The sequence below is a fragment of the Kitasatospora sp. NPDC059327 genome, from assembly GCF_042752535.1.
GTDB lineage: Bacteria > Actinomycetota > Actinomycetes > Streptomycetales > Streptomycetaceae > Kitasatospora.
The window spans coordinates 26111-46809 of sequence record NZ_JBHYYB010000044.1 but is presented as its reverse complement, the minus strand read 5'-3'; the positions used below and the strand labels follow the sequence as shown (position 1 = coordinate 46809).

The window sequence follows — 20699 nt, the reverse complement described above, 5'->3', positions numbered from 1 at the left end:
CCCGTCACCGACCCCGGCCGGGCCCCGCGTCACACGGGGCCCGGCCCGCGTGCGTCATGATGATCACCGTCCTGGCGTCCCCGCGGAACGGAGCAGCCCCCATGATCCCCTTCGACGAGGGCCGTGCCCGGCCGCTGCTGGCCCGGGCCTGCGCCGGCGCCGGCCTGCCCGAGCCCGGCGACGCCCGGCTGCTCGCCCTGGGCGAGAACGCCGTCTTCGACCTCGGCGACCCCGCCGTGGTGGCCAAGGTCGGCCGCGGTCCCGAGCTGTCCGACCGGGCCGGACGGGAGCTCGCCGTCGCCCGCTGGCTGGCCGACCGGGGCATCCCGGTGGTCCGCCCCTACGCCGCCGCCCCGCCCGGACCGCAGGTCGTCGACGGACACCCCGTCACCTTCTGGCACCGGCTCGCGCCGGCCGAGCGGCCCGCCCGGCCGGCGGACCTCGCCCCGCTGCTGCGTGCCCTGCACCGGCTGCCGCCGCCGCCCTTCGAGCTCGCCCGGCGCGACCTGCTGGCGCCCGTCGAACGCTGGCTGGCCTCGGCCGAGGGCCATGTCGACCCGGCCGACGTCGCCTTCCTCCGGGAGCGCCGCGACGCCTTCGCCGACGCGCTGCCCGACCTGCCCGCGCACCTGCCACCCGGCTTCATCCACGGCGACGCGCTGCCGCGCAACGTCCATGTCGGGCCGGACGGGCCGGTACTGCTCGACCTGGAGTACGCCTCGCACGACCTGCGCGAGCACGACCTGGTGGTGCTCGCGCTCAGCCACGACCGGTACGGCGTCCCGGCCGAGGACTACCAGGAGTTCACCGAGGCGTACGGCTGGGACGTCCGGGAGTGGTCCGGCTTCGCGGTGCTGCGCGGGGCCCGCGAGACGGCGAGCGCCTCCTGGGTGGCGCAGCAGGCGCCGGGCAACCCTGCCGCGCTGGCGGAGTTCCGCCGGCGGGTCGACTCGCTGCGCGAGGGCGCCACCGAGGTCCGCTGGTACCCGTTCTGAGCCTGCCTCGGGCGGCTCGCGGGCCCGCCCGATCCGTGCCCCGGGGCCCCGGGGCACGGACCTCGTGACCCGTGCCCCGGTACGCAACCGGGAGCGGTCCGATCGGCGTCTTGTCGGACAGTCGCCCTGACCGAGGATCGGTACCCGCCCAGTACCTCAGGAGCCGCCGTCATGCCGGAGCACACCACTTCGCCGCGTCCCCCGTCCCGCCCCCGGCGCCGCCGACGACTGGTCGCCGGCTGCGTGGTGGTGGCCGCCTCGCTGGCCCTGGCCGGCTGCGGCACCGCCAACGGCGCGCTCCGGCCGGAGCCGAGCACCACCGTGTCGGTCACCGCACCGCCCACGTCGTCCACGTCGTCGGCCGGGGCGCCGTCGAGCGGGGCTCCCGTCTCCGCCCGGCCGAGCGCCCCGGGCCCGGCGTCGAAGCCCGCCGCCCCGCGGTCCGGCACGCCGTCGCCCGCCGCCCCGCGGTCCGGCACGCCCAAGCCTCCGCCGCCGGCCACCACGCCGACCCCGGCACCGGCGGCGGCCACCACGACACCCGCCCCGCCCGTGAGCGGCGTGTCCACCGCCGTCGTCCGCTCCACCGCCTCGGGCGGTCGGACGGTGGCACTCACCTTCGACGACGGACCGGGCCGCGCCACCGGCGAGATCCTCGACCTGCTGGCCCGGTACGGCGCCAAGGCGACGTTCTGCCAGATCGGCCGCCAGGCGGCCGCCGACCCCGCCGTGGTCAAGCGGATCCGGGCCGCCGGCCACCGGCTCTGCGACCACAGCGTGAACCACCCGCAGCCCTTCGCCTCCCTCACGCACGAGAAGGCGGTGTACGAGATCTCCGCCGCCAAGGACATGATCGTCCAGGCCGGCGGTCCGGGCACCGAGGTCCCCTGGTTCCGCGCCCCCGGCGGCGGGTTCACCGCCGACAACCAGCGCGTCGCCGCCGATCACGGTCTGCGCCCGCTCGGCTGGTCGGTCGACCCGCGCGACTGGTCCCGGCCGGGGGTGGCCTCGATCGTCTCGACCGTGCAGAGCCAGCTCAGGCCCGGTGGTGTGATCCTGCTGCACGACGGCGGCGGCGACCGCGGCCAGACCGTCGCCGCGCTGAAGCAACTGCTCCCCTGGCTGGTCGCCCAAGGCTACCGCTTCGACTTCCCCGCCCGCTGAGCCCCCGCTCACCTGCGCCGGCCGGCGCCCGCGCGGACGTGCCGTGCGAACGCGTCGTGCGCACACGCCGTCAGCCGGACGGGCGGCCGGGATCCGGCACGCGCGGTCCGGGCGGCGACACCCGGCGGCGAACCGGCCCCGGTCGGACGGCGTCGACCGGTGGCGCGGCGCGGACGGGGCCGCCGAGCTCCGACCAGGTCCGGGCGGCGAACCGGCCGCCGCGTCGGGGCCGGCGGCCGGTTGCTCCCCCTCGACGAAGGCCGGCTCGGCAGCGCCCGGCCGGTCGAGGTCGAGGTGTCCCGGGTAGCCGCGGGCGCACCGAGCGCCCGTGACCGGTGCGCCCGCGGGCGCACGACGGCGGCGCCGGTCACGCGCGGCCGCGGTGACGGCGTCCACCGGGGCGGCCGTCACCGAGGTGGCCTCGGCCGCCGAGGACGTCGCGCACCGCCGGGCCTCCGCGGGCCCGGACGCTCAGCGCAGCGGCCAGCGCGGGTCGATGACGGCCTGCGGGTCCTTGGCGCGGCGCAGCCAGGCCTCCAGGCTCTCCGCCCAGTCGCGGTGCCAGCCGATCTGGCGGGCGTGCAGGTCGGCGAGCGGGACCTCCCCGACCTCGGCGGGGTAGCGCTCGGCGAGGGCGACGGCGACCCGGACGGCGGCGAGGGCGTCGCTGCCGGCCTCGTGGGCGTCGGTCAGCTCGACCCCGTACACCTCGCAGACCCGCTGGAGGGTGCGCGAGCCCTTCCGGTACTTGTCGACCGCCCGGTCGATGACCAGGGCGTCGAGGACCGGCGCGACCGGCCCGCCCAGCCGCTCGGCCAGCGGGGCCAGGCCGTGGCGACGCAGCTCGGCGTCGAGCAGCGACAGGTCGAACGGGGCGTTGAAGGCGACCACCGGGCGGCCGGCGGCGAGCCGCTCGCACAGGGCGCCGGCTATCTCCTCCACCGCCTCCTTGGCCGGCCGGCCCTTGCTGCGGGCGAGGTCGTCGCCGATGCCGTGGATCGCGGCGGCCTCGGCGGGGATCGGGACGCCCGGGTCGAGCAGCCAGCCGGTGGCGCTCAGCCGGCGGGCTCCGACGGTGTCCACGAGGGCGGCCGTGACGATGCGGTCCACGGCCGGGTCGGTGCCCGTGGTCTCCAGGTCGAAGCCGACCAGTGGCTGCTGCCACCAGCTCATAGGGGTGTGTCCTTCCGTCCTGCTGGTCGAAACAGCCCCTATCATCGCCCGCCCCACCGACAACGCGGCCGGTGGGGCGGACGGGCGGCGGGCTCAGCCCGCCGCGAGCAGGCTCCGCCCCAACCAGTCGGCGGCGTCCTGGACACCGGGGAGGACGTAGAAGTAGCCGCCTCCGGTGGGGCGCAGGAAGCGGGCCAGCGGCTCGTCGGCGAGGCGGGTCTGGACGGCCTCGAACTGGCGGACGACGTCCTGCTGGTAGCAGCAGAAGGCCAGGCCGAGCTCGGGTTCGCCCTGGTCGTCGAGGCCGCGGTCGTAGGTGAAGGCACGGCGCAGGATGCGCTCGGCGCGGGTGGCGGCGGTCCTCGGGTTGGCCAGCCGGATGTGCGCGTCCAGGGCGATCACGGCACCGTCCGGGTCGTGCCCGAAGTCGGGGGTGTCGGTCTCGCCGGTGCGGCCGAGCGGGGCGCCGTCGGCCTTGCGCCGGCCGATGATCCGCTCCTGTCGCTGGAGCGCGACCTCGTCCCAGGGGCCGACCAGGGTGCGGATGGCACGGATCACCTGGTAGCAGCCGCCGGCGGCCCAGCGCGGTTCGCCACCGGCCTCGCCGACCCAGACCAGCTCGTCCATCTCGCGGGCGGACCCGGTGTCGGGGTTCTCGATGCCGTCCTTGAAGCCGAGCGGGTTGCGGGCGGCCCCGGTCGGCCGCGAGCGGTTCTGGAAGCCGTCGAGCTGCCAGCGCGGGCGCAGGCCGCCCTTCGCGCTGCGCAGCAGGTCGCGCAGGGCGTGCTGGACGGTGTCGCGGCTCTCGGCGCAGATCTGCAGGGAGAGGTCGCCGTGGCACTCGGCGGGGCGCAGCGCGTCCTGGGGGAAGGCGCGCATGGGCGTCAGGTTCCTGGGCCGGGCGGCGGTGAGGCCGTAGCGGCCGTCGAAGAGGGAGGCGCCGACGGCGACGGTGACGGTGAGGTCGTCGGTGGGCAGGGTGGGCCCGAGGGTGCCGCTGTCGGCCGGGGCCGCGGCGGGGCCGAGGTCGGGCGGGGTGCCGCCGGCGGTGAGGAAGCGGATCCGGTCGGTGAGGGTGCGCAGCAGCGTCTCCAGCGCCTTGCGGTCGGGGGCCTGGACGGTGAGGGCGGCGAAGGTGCCGTAGCCGGGCGGCGGGTTGGTGATGCCGGCCTGGTGGACGCCGTGGAACGGGATCCGGCCGGCGGCCGAGCGCGGGGCGGCCGGCGGGGCGGCCCGGGCGGGTGAGGGGGCACCCAGGGCGAGTGCCCCGGCGGTGCCGGCGCCGAGGGCGGTGCGCACGAAGCTTCGACGCGAGGCGGTGGCGGGCGCGTCGGCGGCGGCGTCCGGGCCGGTCGTGTACTGACTGGTCAACGGCGGGCCTTCCAGATCGTCGGGCGGGGGGCGGGCGGGCCGGAGCCGGGGCTCTCGCGGGCGGGCCGGAGCGAGCTGCGGCTGCTGCGGCGCGGGCTCGAACGAGGGCTTCGGCGGGGCGGAGATCCGTCAGCGACCCGGGACCGGGCAGCTGATCATGAAAGCGACGCTAGCAAGCCCCCCGCGCCCCGCGCCTGCCCGCGCGCCCCCGACTGACCGCCCATCGGCCGAATACCCGTCGGTCACCATCCGTCCGGCCTACGGAGCGGGCGGCCCGACCTCGTTGGCCTGCCCGGCCTTTCCGGCCCGCCCGTCGGCGGCGCCCGCGGCGTGCGCGGCCGGCCGACGGGCCTCGGCCCCCACCTCGGCGTCGAGGAGGGCGAGCGCCGGGGCGAGCGCTTCGGCCGGCGCGAACTCGTGCCCCTGGCGTCGGTGGACCACGTGGGCCGGCTCCCGCGGCGCCGGCCCGCCCGTCGGCAGCCGGGCCCGCCCGCTCGCCGGAACGGCCGCCGAGCGGGTGGAGAACAGGCCGGACCCGGCCGGCGCGGGGGGCGACAGGTCGGCCGCGAAGGCGTCCGCCTCGCCGTGGACGCGGGCGGCGAGGGTGCGCGGGGCCGGGGAGTCGAGCCCGGCGACCAGCGCCTCGCAGGCCGCCGTCACCACCTCACGGTCCCGCGGCCCGCCGATGCTCCACAGCGGGGCGTGGTCCTACCGCCGGACGGCGGCGGGCGGGGCGACCGGCCGGCGGAGCAGCCGGGCGTCGATCGGGTCCTCGGACTCCAGGGTGAAGCCGTGCCGCTCGTAGAGGCGGCGGGCGGGGCTGCCCTGGAGCACGTCGAGCCGGACGGTCTCACCGGCGGCGTCGGCCTCGGCGAGGACGGCGCGCAGGACGGCGGAGCCGAGGCCCCGGCCCTGGTGCCGCGGGGCGAGGTAGAAGTGCTCCAGCAGCCGGCCGCCCGACGCCGCGGGGCGGACGGTGACGCAGCCGGCGAAGGCACCCTCGGCCAGGACGATCGACGTCCAGCGGGTGGAGAACGAGTCACGCAGCCGCTGCCGGACGCGGTGTTCGTCGTAGCGGCCGAGTCGCTCCAGGTCGGGGCGCAGCACCACGGCACGCAGCTCGGCCACGGGTTCGACATCGTCGGCCTCGGCCGCGCGCAAGGTCCAGTCAGGGGTGTTCACCCGGGCAGTGTTCCAGCGGCCCGCCCGGCCGGGCCAGCGGGTTTCCGGGCGGTCCGGCCCCTGACCACCGGTCTCCCGGGCAGCCCCGGCCGGGGGCTCAGGAGACCGGGCGGCTCAGGAGACCGGGCGGGAGTCCCCCCAGATGCCCTCGAACTCCTCGCGGTAGACCTCCAGCAACCCGGCGTCGGTGCCGCCCGGCTGCTGGCCGGCGCCGCCGCGCAGCACCAGCGCGGGCGATTCCATGCCCCGGGCCCGGCGCAGGTAGGGCTGGACGACGCCGAGGTCCCGGGTCTGCCGGCGGGGGCCGCCGGTCTGGCCGGACGGGCGCGGCCCCTCGACCAGGTAGGCGGTGAAGCGCGGGGTCTCGTCGAAGACCCGGATCTCGAACCCGCCCTGGTCGCGCAGCCGGGCCCGGACCCGGCGCACGTGCATGATGTTCATCTCGATCGAACGGGCCAGTTCGCCGCGCCCCAGGCCCAGTTCACGCTCCCGGCGGCGGACGGCGCTGCTCGCCGGGTTGAGGAAGAGCAGCCGGACCCGGCAGCCGTCGGTGGCGAGCCGGACCAGGCGCTTGCCGGTGTAGTTCTGGCAGAGCATGCCGAGCCCGATGCCGAGCGCGTCCAGCCGCCGGGCGCCGTCCAGCAGGTCCTCCACCGGCAGGTCGCGCTGGAGCCGGACCCGGTCGGCGTGCACCGCGACCACGTCGGCGTACCGGCCGGCCACCAGGGATTCGACGACGTCGGCGGGGACCCCGCCGGTGCCGCCGTCCAGCACGGCGAGCAGCCGGGCGGCGGCGCGCTCGGTCTGGGCCAGCACGGTCTGGGTCAGCACGCGGTTGCGGGAGACGACGTGCCGGGCGACCTCCAGCTCGTCCAGCGCCAGCTCGATCTCCCGGCGGTCGGCCAGGTAGGGCTCGAAGCACGGCCAGTGCTGGACCATCAGCTCGCGCAGCTGGGGCAGCGTGAGGAAGACGAGCGGGTCGTCGTCGGCCGGGTCGAGCAGGTAGCCCTTGCGGCGGCTGACCTCGCGGACGGCGCCGGCCCGGTGGGCCCATTCCTCGCCGGCCGGGCCGGCCGCGGCGGTGACCCAGTCCTCGCCGTGGGCGGGCGCGTAGATGGGGTAGAGCACCTCGTCGACGAGGGAGCGCAGCCGCTGCTCGACCAGGTTGAGCCAGACGTACGCCCGCCCGGTCAGCCGGACCCGCTGGTAGGCGTCCTCCCACTCGGCACCGGACCACGCGAGGGCGGGTATCTCGACCGGTCCGCCCTGGGCGGGCACCACGGCCCGGCCGGTCAGGGCGGGGCGCATGACGACCGTCGGAGCCTCGCTGCGGGCGCCGCCCCGGTCGGGGGCGCCGGGCCCACCGCCACGGCCGCCGGCGGGGTACACCATGCGCCACCTCACCTGGTTGCTGCCGGAGCCGGTGTGTCTGCCGGATCGTCGGTCGGGTCTTCGGTCGGTCGGGTCTTCGGTCGGACTTCCGTCGGGCCGCGGTCGCGTCCTCGGCCGGCCGAGTCGCCGACCGGAGCCCGCCGGCCCTGCCGCGACCGTCGCCGCCGCGCCCCCTGATGGATCGCCACGACGCCGGAGCGGCCGGACGATCAAGGGTACTGCCCGCCGCGAGGAGCCCGCAGCCGGTTGGCCGAGGGGAGCGCGCGCACCCCGGCCGCCCCGCGCGGCGCGACGGCCCCGCGAGCACCCGCCGGACACCCGTTCGGGCGAACACAAGGCGAATGGCCCCGCAGTCGGGGACGGCGTCGGGGAGTATGCGGACTGTGCCGTGCGTCACGGTGCGCGACCGCCGCACATGCCCGGCCACCCGGCCGGGAAGAGAGCGTCGGGGTCCGGGCCGATTGTCGGACTACCTGTCAGTTTCCCTTCTAGCCAAGGACGTTGAGGACTCATGCAGGTCTGGCCAGGGAAGCCCTACCCCCTCGGTGCCACCTTCGACGGGGCCGGCACCAACTTCGCGGTGTTCTCCGAGAGCGCCGACCGGATCGAGCTCTGCCTGCTCGACGAGGACGGCTCGGAGACGGCCGTCGAGCTGCGCGAGACGGACGCCTTCGTCCGGCACGCCTACCTCCCCGGGGTCCAGCCCGGCCGGCGGTACGGCTTCCGCGTCCACGGACCGTACAACCCCGGGCTCGGACAGCGGCACAACAGCGCCAAACTGCTGCTGGACCCGTACGCCAAGGCGATGAGCGGGAACATCGACTGGGACGAGTCGGTCTACGGCTACCACTTCGGCGCCCCCGAGCGGCGCAACGACCTCGACTCCGCCCCGCACACGATGCACTCGGTGGTCGTCAATCCGTACTTCGACTGGGGCACCGACCGGCCGCCGCGCACGGACTACCACCGCACCGTGGTCTACGAGGCCCATGTGAAGGGTCTCACCAAGCTCCACCCCGGCATCCCCGAGGAGATCCGCGGCACCTACGCGGGCCTGGCGCACCCCGCGGTGATCGAGCACCTGGCCAAGCTCGGCGTCACCGCGATCGAGCTGATGCCGGTGCACCAGTTCGTCCGCGACCACCGGCTGCGCGACCTCGGCCTGTCCAACTACTGGGGCTACAACACCGTCGGCTTCTTCGCCCCGCACTCCTCCTACTCCTCCACCGGGGACAGAGGCCAGCAGGTGCAGGAGTTCAAGTCGATGGTGAAGGCGCTGCACGCGGCCGGCATCGAGGTGATCCTGGACGTCGTCTACAACCACACCGCCGAGGGCAACCACCTCGGCCCGACGCTCTCGCTGCGCGGCCTGGACAACGTCTCCTACTACCGACTCGCCCAGGACCAGCGGTTCTACGAGGACACCACGGGCACCGGCAACAGCCTGCTGATGCGCAGCCCGCACGTGCTCCAGCTGATCATGGACTCGCTGCGCTACTGGGTCACCGAGATGCACGTCGACGGCTTCCGCTTCGACCTCGCCGCCACCCTGGCCCGGCAGTTCCACGAGGTGGACCGGCTCTCCTCGTTCTTCGACCTGGTCCAGCAGGACCCGGTGGTCTCCCAGGCCAAGCTGATCGCCGAGCCCTGGGACCTCGGCGAGGGCGGCTACCAGGTGGGCAACTTCCCACCGCTGTGGACGGAGTGGAACGGCATGTACCGGGACACCGTCCGCGACCTGTGGCGCGGCGAGAACGCCACCCTCGCCGAGTTCGGCTCCCGGCTCACCGGCTCCTCCGACCTCTACCAGGACGACGGCCGCCGCCCGATCGCCTCGATCAACTTCGTCACCTGCCACGACGGCTTCACCCTGCGCGACCTGGTCTCCTACAACGACAAGCACAACGCGGCCAACGGCGAGGACAACCGGGACGGCGAATCCTTCAACCGCTCCTGGAACTGCGGCACCGAGGGGCCGAGCACCGACCCGGCCGTCGAGGAGCTGCGCGCCCGCCAGCAACGGAACCTGATCGCCACCCTGCTGCTCTCCCAGGGCGTGCCGATGCTCTCGCACGGCGACGAGCTCGGCCGCACCCAGCAGGGCAACAACAACGCCTACTGCCAGGACAACGAGCTCGCCTGGGTGCACTGGCCCGAGGGGGACGGACCGGAGGGCCGGCTGCTGGAGTTCACCCAGGGCATGATCTGGCTGCGCCGCGACCACCCCGTCTTCCGGCGGCGCCGCTTCTTCCACGGCCGCCCGGTCTCCGGCCGGCCCGCCGCCGGGCACTACGAGGACCTCACCGACATCGCCTGGTTCACCCCCAGCGGGGAGGAGATGACCAAGCGCAACTGGGGCGCCAGCTACGCCAAGTCGCTCACCGTCTTCCTCAACGGCTACGCCATCTCGGAGCCGGACCGGCGCGGCGGGCGGATCGTCGACGACTCCTTCCTGCTGATGTTCAACGCCCACTTCGAGCAGCTGGAGTTCACCGTCCCGGCCGATCACGGGCAGGAGTGGCAGGTCGTGGTCGACACCGCCCAGCCGCGGCTGCCCGCCCCCGGCACCGGCGCCCGGGTCAAGGCCGGGGACGCGCTCTGGCTCACCGACCGCTCGCTGATGGTGCTCCAGCGGCCGGCCTAGCCGCGCCGCGCCCGGCGCGTTCACCTGTTCGGATCAGCAACGGGTCTTGGCCGCGGGCTCGCACGGGTACTCATGGACACATGACCTACGCCGCCGAGCCCGCGCAGCCCCGCCCGGCCGCAGTACCGTCCGCCAGCTACCGGCTCCAGCTGCAGCCCGGCTTCACCCTGCGCGACGCCACCGCCGCCGTGCCCTACCTCGCCGCCCTCGGCGTCTCGCACCTGCACCTCTCCCCGCTGCTGGAGGCCGCCCCCGGCTCCACCCACGGCTACGACACCGTCGACCACGGGCGGATCAGCGCCCAGCTCGGCGGCGAGCCGGCGCTGCGCGCGCTGGCCGCCGAGGCCCACCGGCACGATCTGCGGCTGATCGCCGACGTGGTGCCCAACCACATGGCCGTGCCCGTCCCCGAACGGCTCAACCGGCCGCTCTGGCACGTCCTGCGGGACGGCCCCGACTCGCCGTACGCGCCCTGGTTCGACATCGACTGGGCCGCCCAGCCGGGGCCGGTGGACGCGCCCGGACGCGGCCGGGTGCTGCTGCCCCTGCTCGGCGACCGGCTCGGCGCCGTCCTCGGCGAGCTCGTCGTCGACGGCGAGGAGCTGCGCTACCACGACCACGCCCTCCCGCTGCGGCCCGGCACCGCCGACCTCCCGCTCGCGGACCTGCTCGCCCGGCAGTGGTACCGGCTCGCCTGGTGGCGGCTGGCCCGCACCGAGCTGAACTACCGACGGTTCTTCACCGTCAACGAGCTGATCGCCGTCCGGGTCGAAGTCCCCGAGGTGTTCGAGGCGACCCACGGCGTGCTGCTGCGGCTGCACCGCGAGGGCGTGCTGGACGGGTTCCGGATCGACCACCCGGACGGCCTGGCCGACCCGCGCGGCTATCTGCGCCGGCTCGCCGGGGCCACCGGCGGCGCCTACACGGTGGTGGAGAAGATCCTCACCGGCGAGGAGCGCCTCCCCGGGGACTGGCCGTGCGCCGGCACCACCGGGTACGACGCGCTGCGCCGCATCGACGGCGTGCTCACCGACCACGCGGGGGCCGGTCGGCTGGCCGGTGCCTACGAGCGCGCCGTCGCCGGGAACGGCGCCGACGGGGCCGGTCCGGCCGGTGAGCCGTGCGCCGACCCGCACCCGGCGGTCGCGGCCGCCCGGCAGGGGCGGGCCGACATGACCGACCCGCACGGCGAGCTGGCCGCCGAGGTCGAACGCCTGGTCCGGCTCGCCGTGCGGATCGGCGCCGCCGAGCCCGCCCACGCCGACCACGCGCCCTGGCAGCTGCGGGACGCCCTGCGGCGGGTGCTCACCGGCTACCCGGCGTACCGCCCGTACGTGCGGCCCGGCGAGCCCGCCCCGGAGGCGTCCGAGCGGCAGGTCCGGGCCGCGCTCGACGCCACCGACGCCACCGGGGACGCCGGGGACGCCGGGGGCTCCACCGGGGACGCCGCCGAGGAGGCCGCCGAGGAGGCCACCGCGCGGCTGGTCGCCGACCTCGCCCTCGGGCGGCTGGGGAGCGGCGCCGAGAAGGACGAGTTCTGCGAGCGCTTCGCGCAGACCGCCGCCGCCGTCGCCGCCAAGGGCGTCGAGGACACCGCCTTCTACCGGTGGAACGCGCTGCTCGCGCTGAACGAGGTCGGCGGCGAACCGGCCCGGCCGGGGCTCCCGCCCGCCGCCTTCCACGACTGGTGCCGTTACGTCGAGGCGCACTGGCCGGCCACCATGACCGTGCTCTCCACCCACGACACCAAGCGCAGCGCCGACGCCCGCGCCCGCCTCGCGGTGCTGGCCGAACAGCCGGACGCCTGGGCCGCCGAGGCCGCCGCCTGGTCCACCGCCGCCGGCCCGGGGGGCGACCCGAACAGCGACTGGCTGCTCTGGCAGACCCTGGTCGCGGCCTGGCCGATCACCCCGGAACGGCTCGTCCCCGCCCTGCTCAAGGCCGCCCGTGAGGCCAAGGCGCGGACCTCCTGGACGTCCCCCGACGCCCGCTTCGAGCAGGCCCTCGCCGACCGCGCCCGGTCCGTCCACGGCCACCCGGGGCTGCTCCCCCGGATCGAGGGCATGGTGCGGTCACTGGCACCGCACGCCCGGGTCAACACCCTCTCCGCCGCCCTGCTGCACCTGACCGTGCCCGGCGTGCCGGACCTCTACCAGGGCAGCGAGGAGCCGCTGTACACCCTGGTCGACCCGGACAACCGGGGCGTGGTGGACCTCGGCGCGCTCGCCGCCCGGCTGACCGACTCGGCCACCGCGCGGGCGGGCGACCTCGCCCGGGAGAAGCTGCACCTGACCACCACGGCGCTGCACCTGCGCCGGCACCGGCCGCTGGGCGACTACCGGCCGCTGGCCGCCCGGGGCCGCGCCGCCGACCACCTGCTGGCCTTCGCGCGCGGGGCGGACGTGATCACGGCGGTCACCCGGCTGCCCTACGGGCTCGCCCGGTCCGGCGGCTGGCAGGACACCGCGCTGGACCTGCCGGCCGGCGGGGCGTGGACGGAGGAACTGACCGGGCGCCGGTTCACGGCGGGCCCGGTACCGGTGGCGGAGCTGCTGGCGGTCCAGCCGGTGGCGCTGCTGACCAGGAGGGGCGAGGCGTGACGACGCACGAGGTCCAGAGCTACGAGGTGTGGGCCCCGGCCGCCACCGAACGGGTCGAGGTGGAGGTCGACGGCACACGGCACCCGCTGACCCGGGACGACGACCGGGCCGGCTGGTGGCACGGGCGGGCACCGGCCGGGGACTACGCGTTCCGGCTGGACGGCGGCCGGCCGCTGCCCGACCCGCGCTCCCCCCGGCAGCCGCACGGACCGGACGGGCCCAGCCGGCCGGTCGACCACGCGGCGTTCCACTGGTCGCGGCCCGACCGGCCCGGCCGTCCGCTGCCCGGAGCCGTCCTGTACGAGCTGCACATCGGCACCTTCACGGCCGCCGGCACCTTCGACGCCGCCGCCGAACACCTCGACCATCTGGTCGAACTGGGCGTGGACTTCGTCGAGCTGCTGCCGGTCTGCCCGTTCCCCGGCCGGCACGGCTGGGGCTACGACGGCGTCTCGCTCTGGGCCGTGCACGAGCCCTACGGGGGCCCGGAGGGGCTGAAGCGCTTCGTGGACGCCGCGCACCGCAAGGGCCTCGGCGTCGTCCTCGACGTGGTGCACAACCACCTCGGCCCGTCCGGCAACCACCTGCCCGCCTTCGGCCCGTACTTCACCGACCGCCACCACACGCCGTGGGGCTCGGCGGTCAACCTGGACGCCCCCGGCTCGGACGAGGTGCGCCGCTATCTGATCGGCAGCGCGCTGGCCTGGCTCCGCGACTACCGGATCGACGGCCTGCGCCTGGACGCCGTGCACGCCCTCGCGGACGACCGGGCCGTCCACTTCCTGGAGGAACTCTCTTTCGAGGTCGAAAAGTTGGCCATCGCCACCAACCGGCCGCTGTTCCTGGTCGCCGAGTCCGACCTCAACTCCCCCCGCACCACGACCCCGCGCGAGGCCGGCGGCCAGGGCCTGACCGCCCAGTGGAGCGACGACTTCCACCACGCCCTGCACACCGCCCTCACCGGCGAATCCCAGGGCTACTACGGCGACTTCGCCCGCGCACCACTGGCCGCCGTGGCCAGGACGCTCACCCACGGCTTCTTCCACGACGGCGGCTGGTCGTCGTTCCGCGGCCGCGGCCACGGCCGCCCCTTCCCGCCCGCCCACGGCCACCGGCTGCTCGGCTACCTGCAGACCCACGACCAGGTCGGCAACCGGGCGCTCGGCGACCGGCTCTCCCCCGGCCTCTCCCCCGGCCGGCTGGCCTGCGGGGCGGCCCTGGTCCTCGCCTCGCCGTTCACCCCCATGCTGTTCATGGGCGAGGAGTGGGGTGCGGCCACCCCCTGGCAGTACTTCACCGACCACACCGATCCGAACCTCGCCGAGGCCGTCCGGCAGGGCCGGCGGCGGGAGTTCGCCGAGCACGGCTGGCGGGCGGACGCGGTGCCGGACCCCCAGGAACCGGCCACCGTGCTGCGCTCCGTCCTCGACTGGACCGAGCCGGGGCGCGCCCCGCACGCCGAACTGCTGTCCTGGTACCGGACGTTGATCCGGCTGCGGCGCACCCGGCCGGAGCTCACCGACCCGGACCTCGGGGCCGTCCGGGTCGAGTACGACGAGGCGGCCCGGTGGCTGCTGCTGCACCGGGGAGGCCTGCGGATCGCCGTCAATCTGGGCGACCGGACCGTCGAACTGCCCCTGGGGGCGGCGGATCCGCAGTCGCTGGCGTCCTTCGGGACGTGCGCGCTCGACGGGGCGACACTGCGCCTGGGGCCGGACTCCGTCGCGGTCGTCCGGCTCTGACCCGGCACGCGAACGGCCCGGGCGACGGACGGCCCCGGCACGCGAACGGCCCGGGCGACGGACGGCCCCGGCACGCGGACGGCCCTGCGTCCCGCGCGCCGGCTCACCAGAGGAAGGTGCCGATCCGCTCCCGCAGCCCCGCCGCGTCCAGACCGTAGGCGGCCAGGTGCTCGGCGATCGAGCCGTAGTGCCGGTGCTCCTCGCGCGGCACCCCGAGGCCCAGCACCCGGTGCGGCCGGTCCGCCAGGGCCGCGTGCGCCTCCCCGGCGGACGTCCCGGCCAGGTAGGGCTCGACCAGCACCACGTCCGCGCGCCCGCCCACCGCGGCCCGCAGCCCCGCCGCGTCGAACGGCCGGACGGTGGCCGCGTACAGCACGGACACGTCCAGCCCCTCGGTGGCCGCCAGCACCACGTCCAGCATCGGGCCGACCGCGAGCACCACGCCCTTCGAACCCCGCCGCACGACGGTGAACCGGCCCGCCTCCACGGGCACCGCCGTCGCGTTCCGGTGCTCGGACAGGCGCAGGTAGACATTGCGGTCACCGTCGGCCGCCGCGTGCCGCAGCAGCAGCTCCGCCTCGTCCGGGTGGCCCGGCACATGGACCGTCCAGCCCGGCAGGGTGTCCAGCAGCGCGACATCGCCCGGCGCCATGTGGGTACGGCCGCCGGCCGGCCAGTCGTAGGAGCCGGCCGCGCTCACCAGCACCGCTCCCACACCCTGGTGCACCAGGTCCAACTTGACCTGCTCGAAGGGTCGTTCGATCAAGAAGCTGGCGAAGGTGTGGGCGATCGGCCGCATCCCGGTGAGCGCCAGGCCACCGGCCGCGCCGATCAGCAGCTGCTCGCGGATCCCCACGTTGACCACCCGGTCGGGGTGGCGTTCGGCGGCGGGGGCGAAGCCGGCGGCGCTGATGTCGGCCAGCACGAGGGCCAGCCGGGGGTCGTCGTCGAGCAGCCGGGTGGTCACGTCGAGGAAGCGCTCGCGCATGGTGTCCATGGGGTGAAGTCCCTTACTGGTCGGATGTCCTGGCGGTATCGGAGGGCGGCGGGGCCGGGGCGGGCCCGAGGATCAGTTCCCCTTCGGCTCCACCCGGGCGACCACCACCCGCGGGCGTCCCGGGTGCTCGGCCGTGAACGCCGCGTACAGCGCCTCGTGATCGCGCCCGTCCACGGTCTCGGCCGACCAGCCCTCGGCGGCGAAGCGCGCCGCGACACCGCCCCGCCAGCCGTGCGTGGCGGAGGAGTTGTCGATGACGACGACGTGCAGCCGGTCCAGCCCGTAGGCCCCGGCGAAGGCCACCGCCTCGTGGTTCGAGCCCTCGTCGAACTCCGCGTCGCCGAGCAGCACCCACACCGCCGGGTCGGCGAGCCCCTGGGCCCGGAGCCCGAGCGCGGAGCCGACCGCCAGCGGCAGACCGTGCCCGAGCGACCCGGAGGCGATCTCCACCCCGGGGATCAGCGTGCGGTCCGGGTGGTGGCCGAGCGGCGAGTCGTAGGCGCCGAAGCTCGGGAGGACGGCCGGATCGATGAACCCCTTGGCCGCGAGCACCGCGTAGTACGCCATCGGACCGTGGCCCTTGGAGAGCAGGAACCGGTCGCGGTCCTGGTCCTCCGCGGTGGCCGGGGTGACGCGCAGGACGCGGTCGTAGAGCACCCACAGGACGTCCAGTGTGGAGGTGGCGGCGGGGCCGTGCTTCTCGGCGCCGGTCATCAGGCCCATCAGGCCCGCGAGCTGCTCGAAGCCGGTGGCGGTACGGGTGTTCGTCGTCATGCCCACGATGGTGCAACTTGAAGTCAGCTTGAAGTCAAGCGACTACAGTGAGCGGCATGACCGCTCCCGCATCCGCCGGCGACGAGTCCGCCGAGGCCGCCACCGGACCGAGCCGGCACGACCTGCTCACCATCGGCCAGCTCTCCGAACGCAGCGGCCTCGCCACCTCCGCCCTGCGCTACTACGAGAAGCTCGACCTGATCCACGCCACCCGCACCACCGGCGGCCAGCGCCGCTACACCCGCGGCACGCTGCGCCGGGTCGCCTTCGTCCGCGCCGCCCAGCGGGTCGGCCTCTCCCTCGACGAGGCCAAGGTCGCCCTGGACCGCCTCCCCGAGCACCGCGCGCCCTCCGGCGCCGAGTGGGACGGCGTCGCCCGGTCCTGGCAGAGCCGGATCGACGAGCAGATCGCCGAGTTGGAGCGCCTGAAGGCCAAGCTCACGGGCTGCATCGGCTGCGGCTGCCTCTCGCTGTCCCGCTGCACCCTGTACAACGCCGCCGACCGCGCCGGCGCCGCCGGCCCGGGGGCGCGCTACCTGCTCACCCGCGACCCGGCCACCGGCCCCGAGCCGATCCCCGGCGAGGCACGGGCCGACGGCCACTGACCGTCACCGGGGCACCGGACGGACGCCCCCGCGCGGGCCGGACGGGACGGCGCGGGACCGGGTCGGGTTCCCACCTCGGCCCTCTACCATGATCACCATGACCGAGACCGCCGCCCGCCCCGAACGGCCCCAACGGCTCGCTCCCGCCGGGCGGTCGGCGCTCGCGCTCGCGGTCCTCTGGGCGGCCGGCGCGCTCTGCTGGGGCCTCTTCGCCCTGACCTACGGCCCCTCCGCGCGGGAGGCCGCCGGGAGCGACGGCGACGACCTCATCGGCCACACCTTCGCGAGACTCCTCGCCGGCGCCCTCGTGGCCGCCTGCGCCGCCCTGGCGGCGCTCTGGCTGACGGCCTTCCGGCGGATCCGCGGGGGCCGCCCGGGCGGCGGCCACGCCTGGGCCGCCGCCGTCCTGTCGATCGTGGGCGTCGCCCTGTGGCTCCCGATGATCCTGGTCGCGCCCCTGCCCTGGGACACGCTGTTCATCTTGTTCCTCGGCACGACCGTCGCCGGCGGCCTGCGCGCCGCGGGCCAGGCGGACGACCTGCCCTGAGGCCGTGCGGCCCTCGCCGTCCTTCTCCGGCCGTCCATGGCCCTCTCCCCCTGTCCGGGCGGACCCGACATCGCGGGTCCGCCGCCGCCGTCACGCGCAAGTGCGCGCCGTCGCACGACCCTTGTGATCACCGAGCGGGGTGGCAGACTGTGGTTCGACGTCGACCGAGAGGGAGCCACCAGAGTGGACAGTCCGACCGTCCTGCGGCGCAGGCTCGGCTCCGAGCTGCGCCGACTGCGAGAGCGGACCGGGCTCCAGGCGAAGTCCGCGGCCGACACCCTGCGGTTCAGCGCCACGAAGATCTCGCGCATCGAGTCCGGCCGGACCACGCTGAAGGAATCGGACGTCCGCGCGCTGCTCGCACTCTACGGCGTCACCGACGAGTCCGAGCTGCGGCAGTTCATCTCCCTCACCCGCCGCAGCACACAACGGGGTTGGTGGCACGACTACGGGGACACCCTCCCCGACTGGTTCCAGACCTACGTCGGCATGGAGTCCGACGCCGAACGCATCCGTGCCTACGAGACCGAGCTGGTCCCCGGCATCTTCCAGACGGTGGACTACGCGCGGGCTACGTTCCGCACCTCGCTGTCCGGACGGCACGCGGACATCGAACCCATCGTCGACCGGCGGGCCGAACTGCGCATGCAGCGGCAGGAGGTCTTCGCCCGCCCGACCCCGCCGACGGTCTGGGTGGTCCTCAACGAGGCGGTGCTGCGCCGCTCGGTCGGCGGCCCCCGCGTGATGCGGGAGCAGGTGGCCCACCTGATCCGGCTCGCCCAGCGGCCGACGGTGCGGATCCAGCTGCTCCCCTTCAGCGCCGGGGCCCATCCGGCGATGAGCATGGCCTTCCACATCCTCTCCTTCGCCGACGTGCCCGGCCGGATCGTCTACGTCGAGGCGCTGACGAGCAGTCTGTACCTGGAGCGGGAGCCGGATGTCGCCCGGCACGAGTTCGTCTTCGAGCAGCTTGCGGAATCCGCCCTGAGCCCCGAGGATTCGCTGTCCTGGATGAGCGAACTCGTAGCAGAGGGGTACGGACATGACGGCTGACCTCAGGTGGCGCAAGAGCACCTTCAGCGGCGGAGAGGGCGGCAACTGCGTCGAGGTCGCGTACGGCGACCCCGGTGCGGTGCCGGTCCGGGACAGCAAGGACCCCCAGGGGCCCGCCCTGACCTTCACCGCCGACGCCTGGCGGTCCTTCCTCGCCGCGCTGCGCACCGGCGACCTCCCCGCCCACTCCTGACACCGGCCGCCACCGACACCGGCCGCCACCGACCCGGCGTCCGGTGCCGCGGGCGGGAGCCGGGGCGGGCCGGGGCGGGCCGGGGCGGGAGCCCATCCCTTCGGCCCCGCAGGCCCGTTGTGGTGTACTGCCGGTCATGCCGCTGCTGATGCTCGACCTCGACAACACCCTGATCGACCGTGACGCCGCCTTCCTGGCCGCCGTCCGGGCGTTCCTGACGGAGCACCGGCTGCCCGGCGGCGACCTCGGCTGGTTCGCGGAGCTGGACGCGAGCGGCTACACGCCCGAGGACCGGATGGCCGCCGCGATCGCCGCGCGGTACGGGAGTTCGGTGTCCGCGAGCGCCGTCGACGCCCTGCTCGACGGCGGGGGCGCCGACCTCGTGGTGCTGGCCGAGTCGACCCGGGCGGCCCTGGGCCGGGCCCGGGCCGCCGGGTGGACCTGCGTCATCGTCACCAACGGCCGGACCGGACAGCAGGAGGCGAAGATCCGCCGGACCGGGCTCGACCGGCTCGTGCACGGCTGGGTGGTCTCCGAGGCCGTCGGCCACAAGAAGCCGGGAGCGGAGATCTTCCGCGCCGCGGCCGTGGCGGTGGAGCACCCCCTGCCCGGTGCCTGGATGATCGGCGACTCGGCGCACGCCGACATCGCGGGCGCGCACGCGCTCGGCCTGCGCAGCGTCTGGGTGTCGGCCGGCCGGCCGTGGACGGCGGAGGCGTACCGGCCCACCCTGGTCGCCGACGACGTCGCCACCGCGATCGACCGCGCCGTCGACGGCGCGGCCGCGCACCGCTGACAGCCGGACGTCTTGACCTCCCGTTGGGAAACGCGACCCCCTGCCCCGCCTCCCGACACCCCCTCCAGGGCTCCCGGAGGCACCGTCGACGGGCGGGACGCCCACCGCCGTCGCATGGGCCGGGGAACGGGCCCGCGAGGCCGGGGTCGACGTCCGGTTCCGCTGCGGCGACGCCTTCGACACCGGACTCCCGCTCGGGCAGTACGACCTGGTGTACGACTCCGGCTGCCTGCACCACCTGCCGCCGCACCGCCGGATCAGCCACCTCGCGCTCCTGGAGGGCGTGTTGAAGCCAGGCGGGCACGTCGTCGTCAACGCCTTCGCGGCCGGTGCGACGGGGTCCGAACTCCCCGACGCGGAGCTCTACCGCAACGGCCGGCTCGACGGCGGACTCGCCTGCACACCCGACGAACTTCGCCACGTCTTCTCGGACTTCACCGAGATCGAGATCCGCCCAATGGAGCCCCAGGGCCCCGACTCGCCGTTGTTCGGCATTCCGGTGCCGCTGACCGCGCTGTTCCGGCGCCCGCCCCGGTAGCGGGGTCGGGCCGAGGCTCCGCGCCGAAGTGGCCTGCCGCCGCCCCCCGTTGGCGGCAGGCCACTTCGGCCTACTTCTTCGGCACCGGGGCCGGCACGGCACTCGCCGCCCACACGACCGGGAGCGTCGGGGTGCCCCCGATCCCCTGCGGGCCCGGGTTCGTTCGTCGACGGACGGTGGTCATAGGACCTCTCCCGTCTCCGTGACGGACCACGGCACGTCCCACATCGAGAGGTCCCCGACCTGCTCGCCCAGTGGGGCGCCCAGGGCGTCGGCACCGGTGGACAGCCTGGCATAGCGCGCGTCCCAGTCGTCGAGCACGTCGGCCCCCTCCCCCCCCGCGGGCCCAGCGGCCGCTCCCCCCGCAGCGGCGCGAAGTCCTGCATATGCGCTTCCCTTCCCAAATCACCCTCACCCCCATGACGGGGCCGGGCCCCGATTCCTTGCGGCCGCAACGCGAACCGCCCCGGCCACGTCGAGGGAGCATGGACGACTCCGCACTCCCGCCCCTGCCCCGGCACCACCTGGCGCGCGCCCTCCTCCTCGGCGAGGACCTGGTCGGCTGGCGCACCGCGCTGGTGGTCGCACTGGTGGCCGCCGTACTTCTCGAACTCGCCACCGCCGCGGTCCGCAGGGCCCTGCGGCGCCTGCCCGCCGCCCTCCCGACCGTGCTGGTCCGCCCGCGGCTCACCGGTGCGGCCTGGCTCCGGCTGAAGTCCGGCCGGGAGGGCGAGCCGGCGAGGAGGCCGGCTCCCGGGCCGGGCCGGCCGCGGCGCCTGCTGGGCGCGGTCCGGTTCGTGCTCGCGCTCGCGCTCGTGCTCGTGCTCGTGCTCGTGCTCGCGCTCGCGCTCGGCGGCGCCGGCCGGCCGGCCCTCGGCCTGACGCCGCGCCGGGAGCGCCGCCGGTAGTACCGGGCGGCCACCCCCGTCCGGT

20 protein-coding genes are annotated in these 20699 nt (G+C 75.6%); 12 read left to right on the top strand and 8 right to left on the bottom strand.

Features of this window, described 5'->3' with window-relative positions:
* Positions 1-101: 101 nt before the first annotated feature.
* Entirely contained in the window at positions 102-995 is an 894-nt protein-coding gene (locus ACFXHB_RS25170) for a phosphotransferase enzyme family protein (RefSeq protein ID WP_380576876.1), read from the top strand.
* Positions 996-1166: 171 nt separating this feature from the next.
* Positions 1167-2159, top strand: a complete 993-nt coding sequence (locus ACFXHB_RS25165) for a polysaccharide deacetylase family protein (RefSeq protein WP_380576875.1) — start codon at positions 1167-1169, stop codon at positions 2157-2159.
* Between the two features lie 471 nt (positions 2160-2630).
* On the opposite strand, the gene ACFXHB_RS25160 is transcribed toward ACFXHB_RS25165, so the two are convergent.
* The 5 genes from ACFXHB_RS25160 to ACFXHB_RS25140 form a co-directional block, all read right to left on the bottom strand.
* Positions 2631-3332 (bottom strand): exonuclease domain-containing protein, encoded by a 702-nt coding sequence (locus ACFXHB_RS25160; RefSeq protein ID WP_380576874.1) that lies wholly within the window; start codon positions 3330-3332, stop codon positions 2631-2633.
* 93 nt (positions 3333-3425) lie between these two features.
* Positions 3426-4703: a Dyp-type peroxidase gene (locus ACFXHB_RS25155; protein ID WP_380576873.1), complete on the bottom strand. Its 1278-nt coding sequence runs from the start codon at positions 4701-4703 to the stop codon at positions 3426-3428.
* A 258-nt stretch (positions 4704-4961) separates the two neighbouring features.
* A complete protein-coding gene (locus ACFXHB_RS25150; protein WP_380576872.1) occupies positions 4962-5363 on the bottom strand; it encodes a hypothetical protein in 402 nt (133 codons plus the stop codon).
* 48 nt (positions 5364-5411) lie between these two features.
* Positions 5412-5885 (bottom strand): GNAT family N-acetyltransferase, encoded by a 474-nt coding sequence (locus ACFXHB_RS25145; protein WP_380576871.1) that lies wholly within the window; start codon positions 5883-5885, stop codon positions 5412-5414.
* 114 nt (positions 5886-5999) lie between these two features.
* Positions 6000-7277 (bottom strand): SAV2148 family HEPN domain-containing protein, encoded by a 1278-nt coding sequence (locus tag ACFXHB_RS25140; protein ID WP_380576870.1) that lies wholly within the window; start codon positions 7275-7277, stop codon positions 6000-6002.
* 511 nt (positions 7278-7788) lie between these two features.
* Here ACFXHB_RS25140 and glgX point away from each other — a divergent pair.
* The 3 genes from glgX (at position 7789) to treZ (ending at position 14263) form a co-directional block, all read left to right on the top strand.
* On the top strand, positions 7789-9921 hold the full coding sequence (glgX, locus tag ACFXHB_RS25135; protein WP_380576869.1) for a glycogen debranching protein GlgX: 2133 nt from the start codon (positions 7789-7791) through the stop codon (positions 9919-9921).
* An 80-nt stretch (positions 9922-10001) separates the two neighbouring features.
* Positions 10002-12521 carry a malto-oligosyltrehalose synthase gene (gene treY / locus ACFXHB_RS25130; protein ID WP_380576868.1) on the top strand — a complete coding sequence of 840 codons (2520 nt, stop codon included), beginning with the start codon at positions 10002-10004 and terminating at the stop codon, positions 12519-12521.
* On the top strand, positions 12518-14263 hold the full coding sequence (gene treZ / locus ACFXHB_RS25125) for a malto-oligosyltrehalose trehalohydrolase (RefSeq protein ID WP_380576867.1): 1746 nt from the start codon (positions 12518-12520) through the stop codon (positions 14261-14263). Before treY ends, treZ begins: the two co-directional genes overlap by 4 nt.
* 103 nt (positions 14264-14366) lie before the next feature.
* Here the strand turns inward: treZ and ACFXHB_RS25120 are convergent, their stop codons facing one another.
* Positions 14367-15260 (bottom strand): transketolase family protein, encoded by an 894-nt coding sequence (locus ACFXHB_RS25120; RefSeq protein ID WP_380576866.1) that lies wholly within the window; start codon positions 15258-15260, stop codon positions 14367-14369.
* Positions 15261-15332: 72 nt separating this feature from the next.
* Entirely contained in the window at positions 15333-16034 is a 702-nt protein-coding gene (locus ACFXHB_RS25115) for a transketolase (protein ID WP_380576865.1), read from the bottom strand.
* Between the two features lie 56 nt (positions 16035-16090).
* Here ACFXHB_RS25115 and soxR point away from each other — a divergent pair, with 56 nt between their 5' ends.
* The 6 genes from soxR (at position 16091) to ACFXHB_RS25085 (ending at position 19766) form a co-directional block, all read left to right on the top strand.
* Positions 16091-16639, top strand: a complete 549-nt coding sequence (gene soxR, locus ACFXHB_RS25110) for a redox-sensitive transcriptional activator SoxR (RefSeq protein WP_380576864.1) — start codon at positions 16091-16093, stop codon at positions 16637-16639.
* A gap of 97 nt (positions 16640-16736) precedes the next feature.
* Entirely contained in the window at positions 16737-17186 is a 450-nt protein-coding gene (locus ACFXHB_RS25105; protein WP_380576863.1) for a hypothetical protein, read from the top strand.
* 183 nt (positions 17187-17369) lie between these two features.
* Positions 17370-18239, top strand: a complete 870-nt coding sequence (locus ACFXHB_RS25100) for a helix-turn-helix domain-containing protein (protein ID WP_380576862.1) — start codon at positions 17370-17372, stop codon at positions 18237-18239.
* A complete protein-coding gene (locus ACFXHB_RS25095) occupies positions 18229-18432 on the top strand; it encodes a DUF397 domain-containing protein (protein ID WP_380576861.1) in 204 nt (67 codons plus the stop codon). Before ACFXHB_RS25100 ends, ACFXHB_RS25095 begins: the two co-directional genes overlap by 11 nt.
* Before the next feature lie 136 nt (positions 18433-18568).
* Positions 18569-19228, top strand: a complete 660-nt coding sequence (locus ACFXHB_RS25090) for an HAD family hydrolase (RefSeq protein ID WP_380576860.1) — start codon at positions 18569-18571, stop codon at positions 19226-19228.
* Positions 19229-19268: 40 nt separating this feature from the next.
* A complete protein-coding gene (locus ACFXHB_RS25085; protein WP_380576896.1) occupies positions 19269-19766 on the top strand; it encodes a class I SAM-dependent methyltransferase in 498 nt (165 codons plus the stop codon).
* A 180-nt stretch (positions 19767-19946) separates the two neighbouring features.
* On the opposite strand, the gene ACFXHB_RS25080 is transcribed toward ACFXHB_RS25085, so the two are convergent.
* Positions 19947-20087, bottom strand: a complete 141-nt coding sequence (locus tag ACFXHB_RS25080) for a hypothetical protein (RefSeq protein WP_380576859.1) — start codon at positions 20085-20087, stop codon at positions 19947-19949.
* Between the two features lie 164 nt (positions 20088-20251).
* Between ACFXHB_RS25080 and ACFXHB_RS25075 the strand changes: the two genes are divergently transcribed.
* On the top strand, positions 20252-20674 hold the full coding sequence (locus ACFXHB_RS25075) for a hypothetical protein (protein WP_380576858.1): 423 nt from the start codon (positions 20252-20254) through the stop codon (positions 20672-20674).
* The last annotated feature ends 25 nt before the right edge of the window (positions 20675-20699 follow it).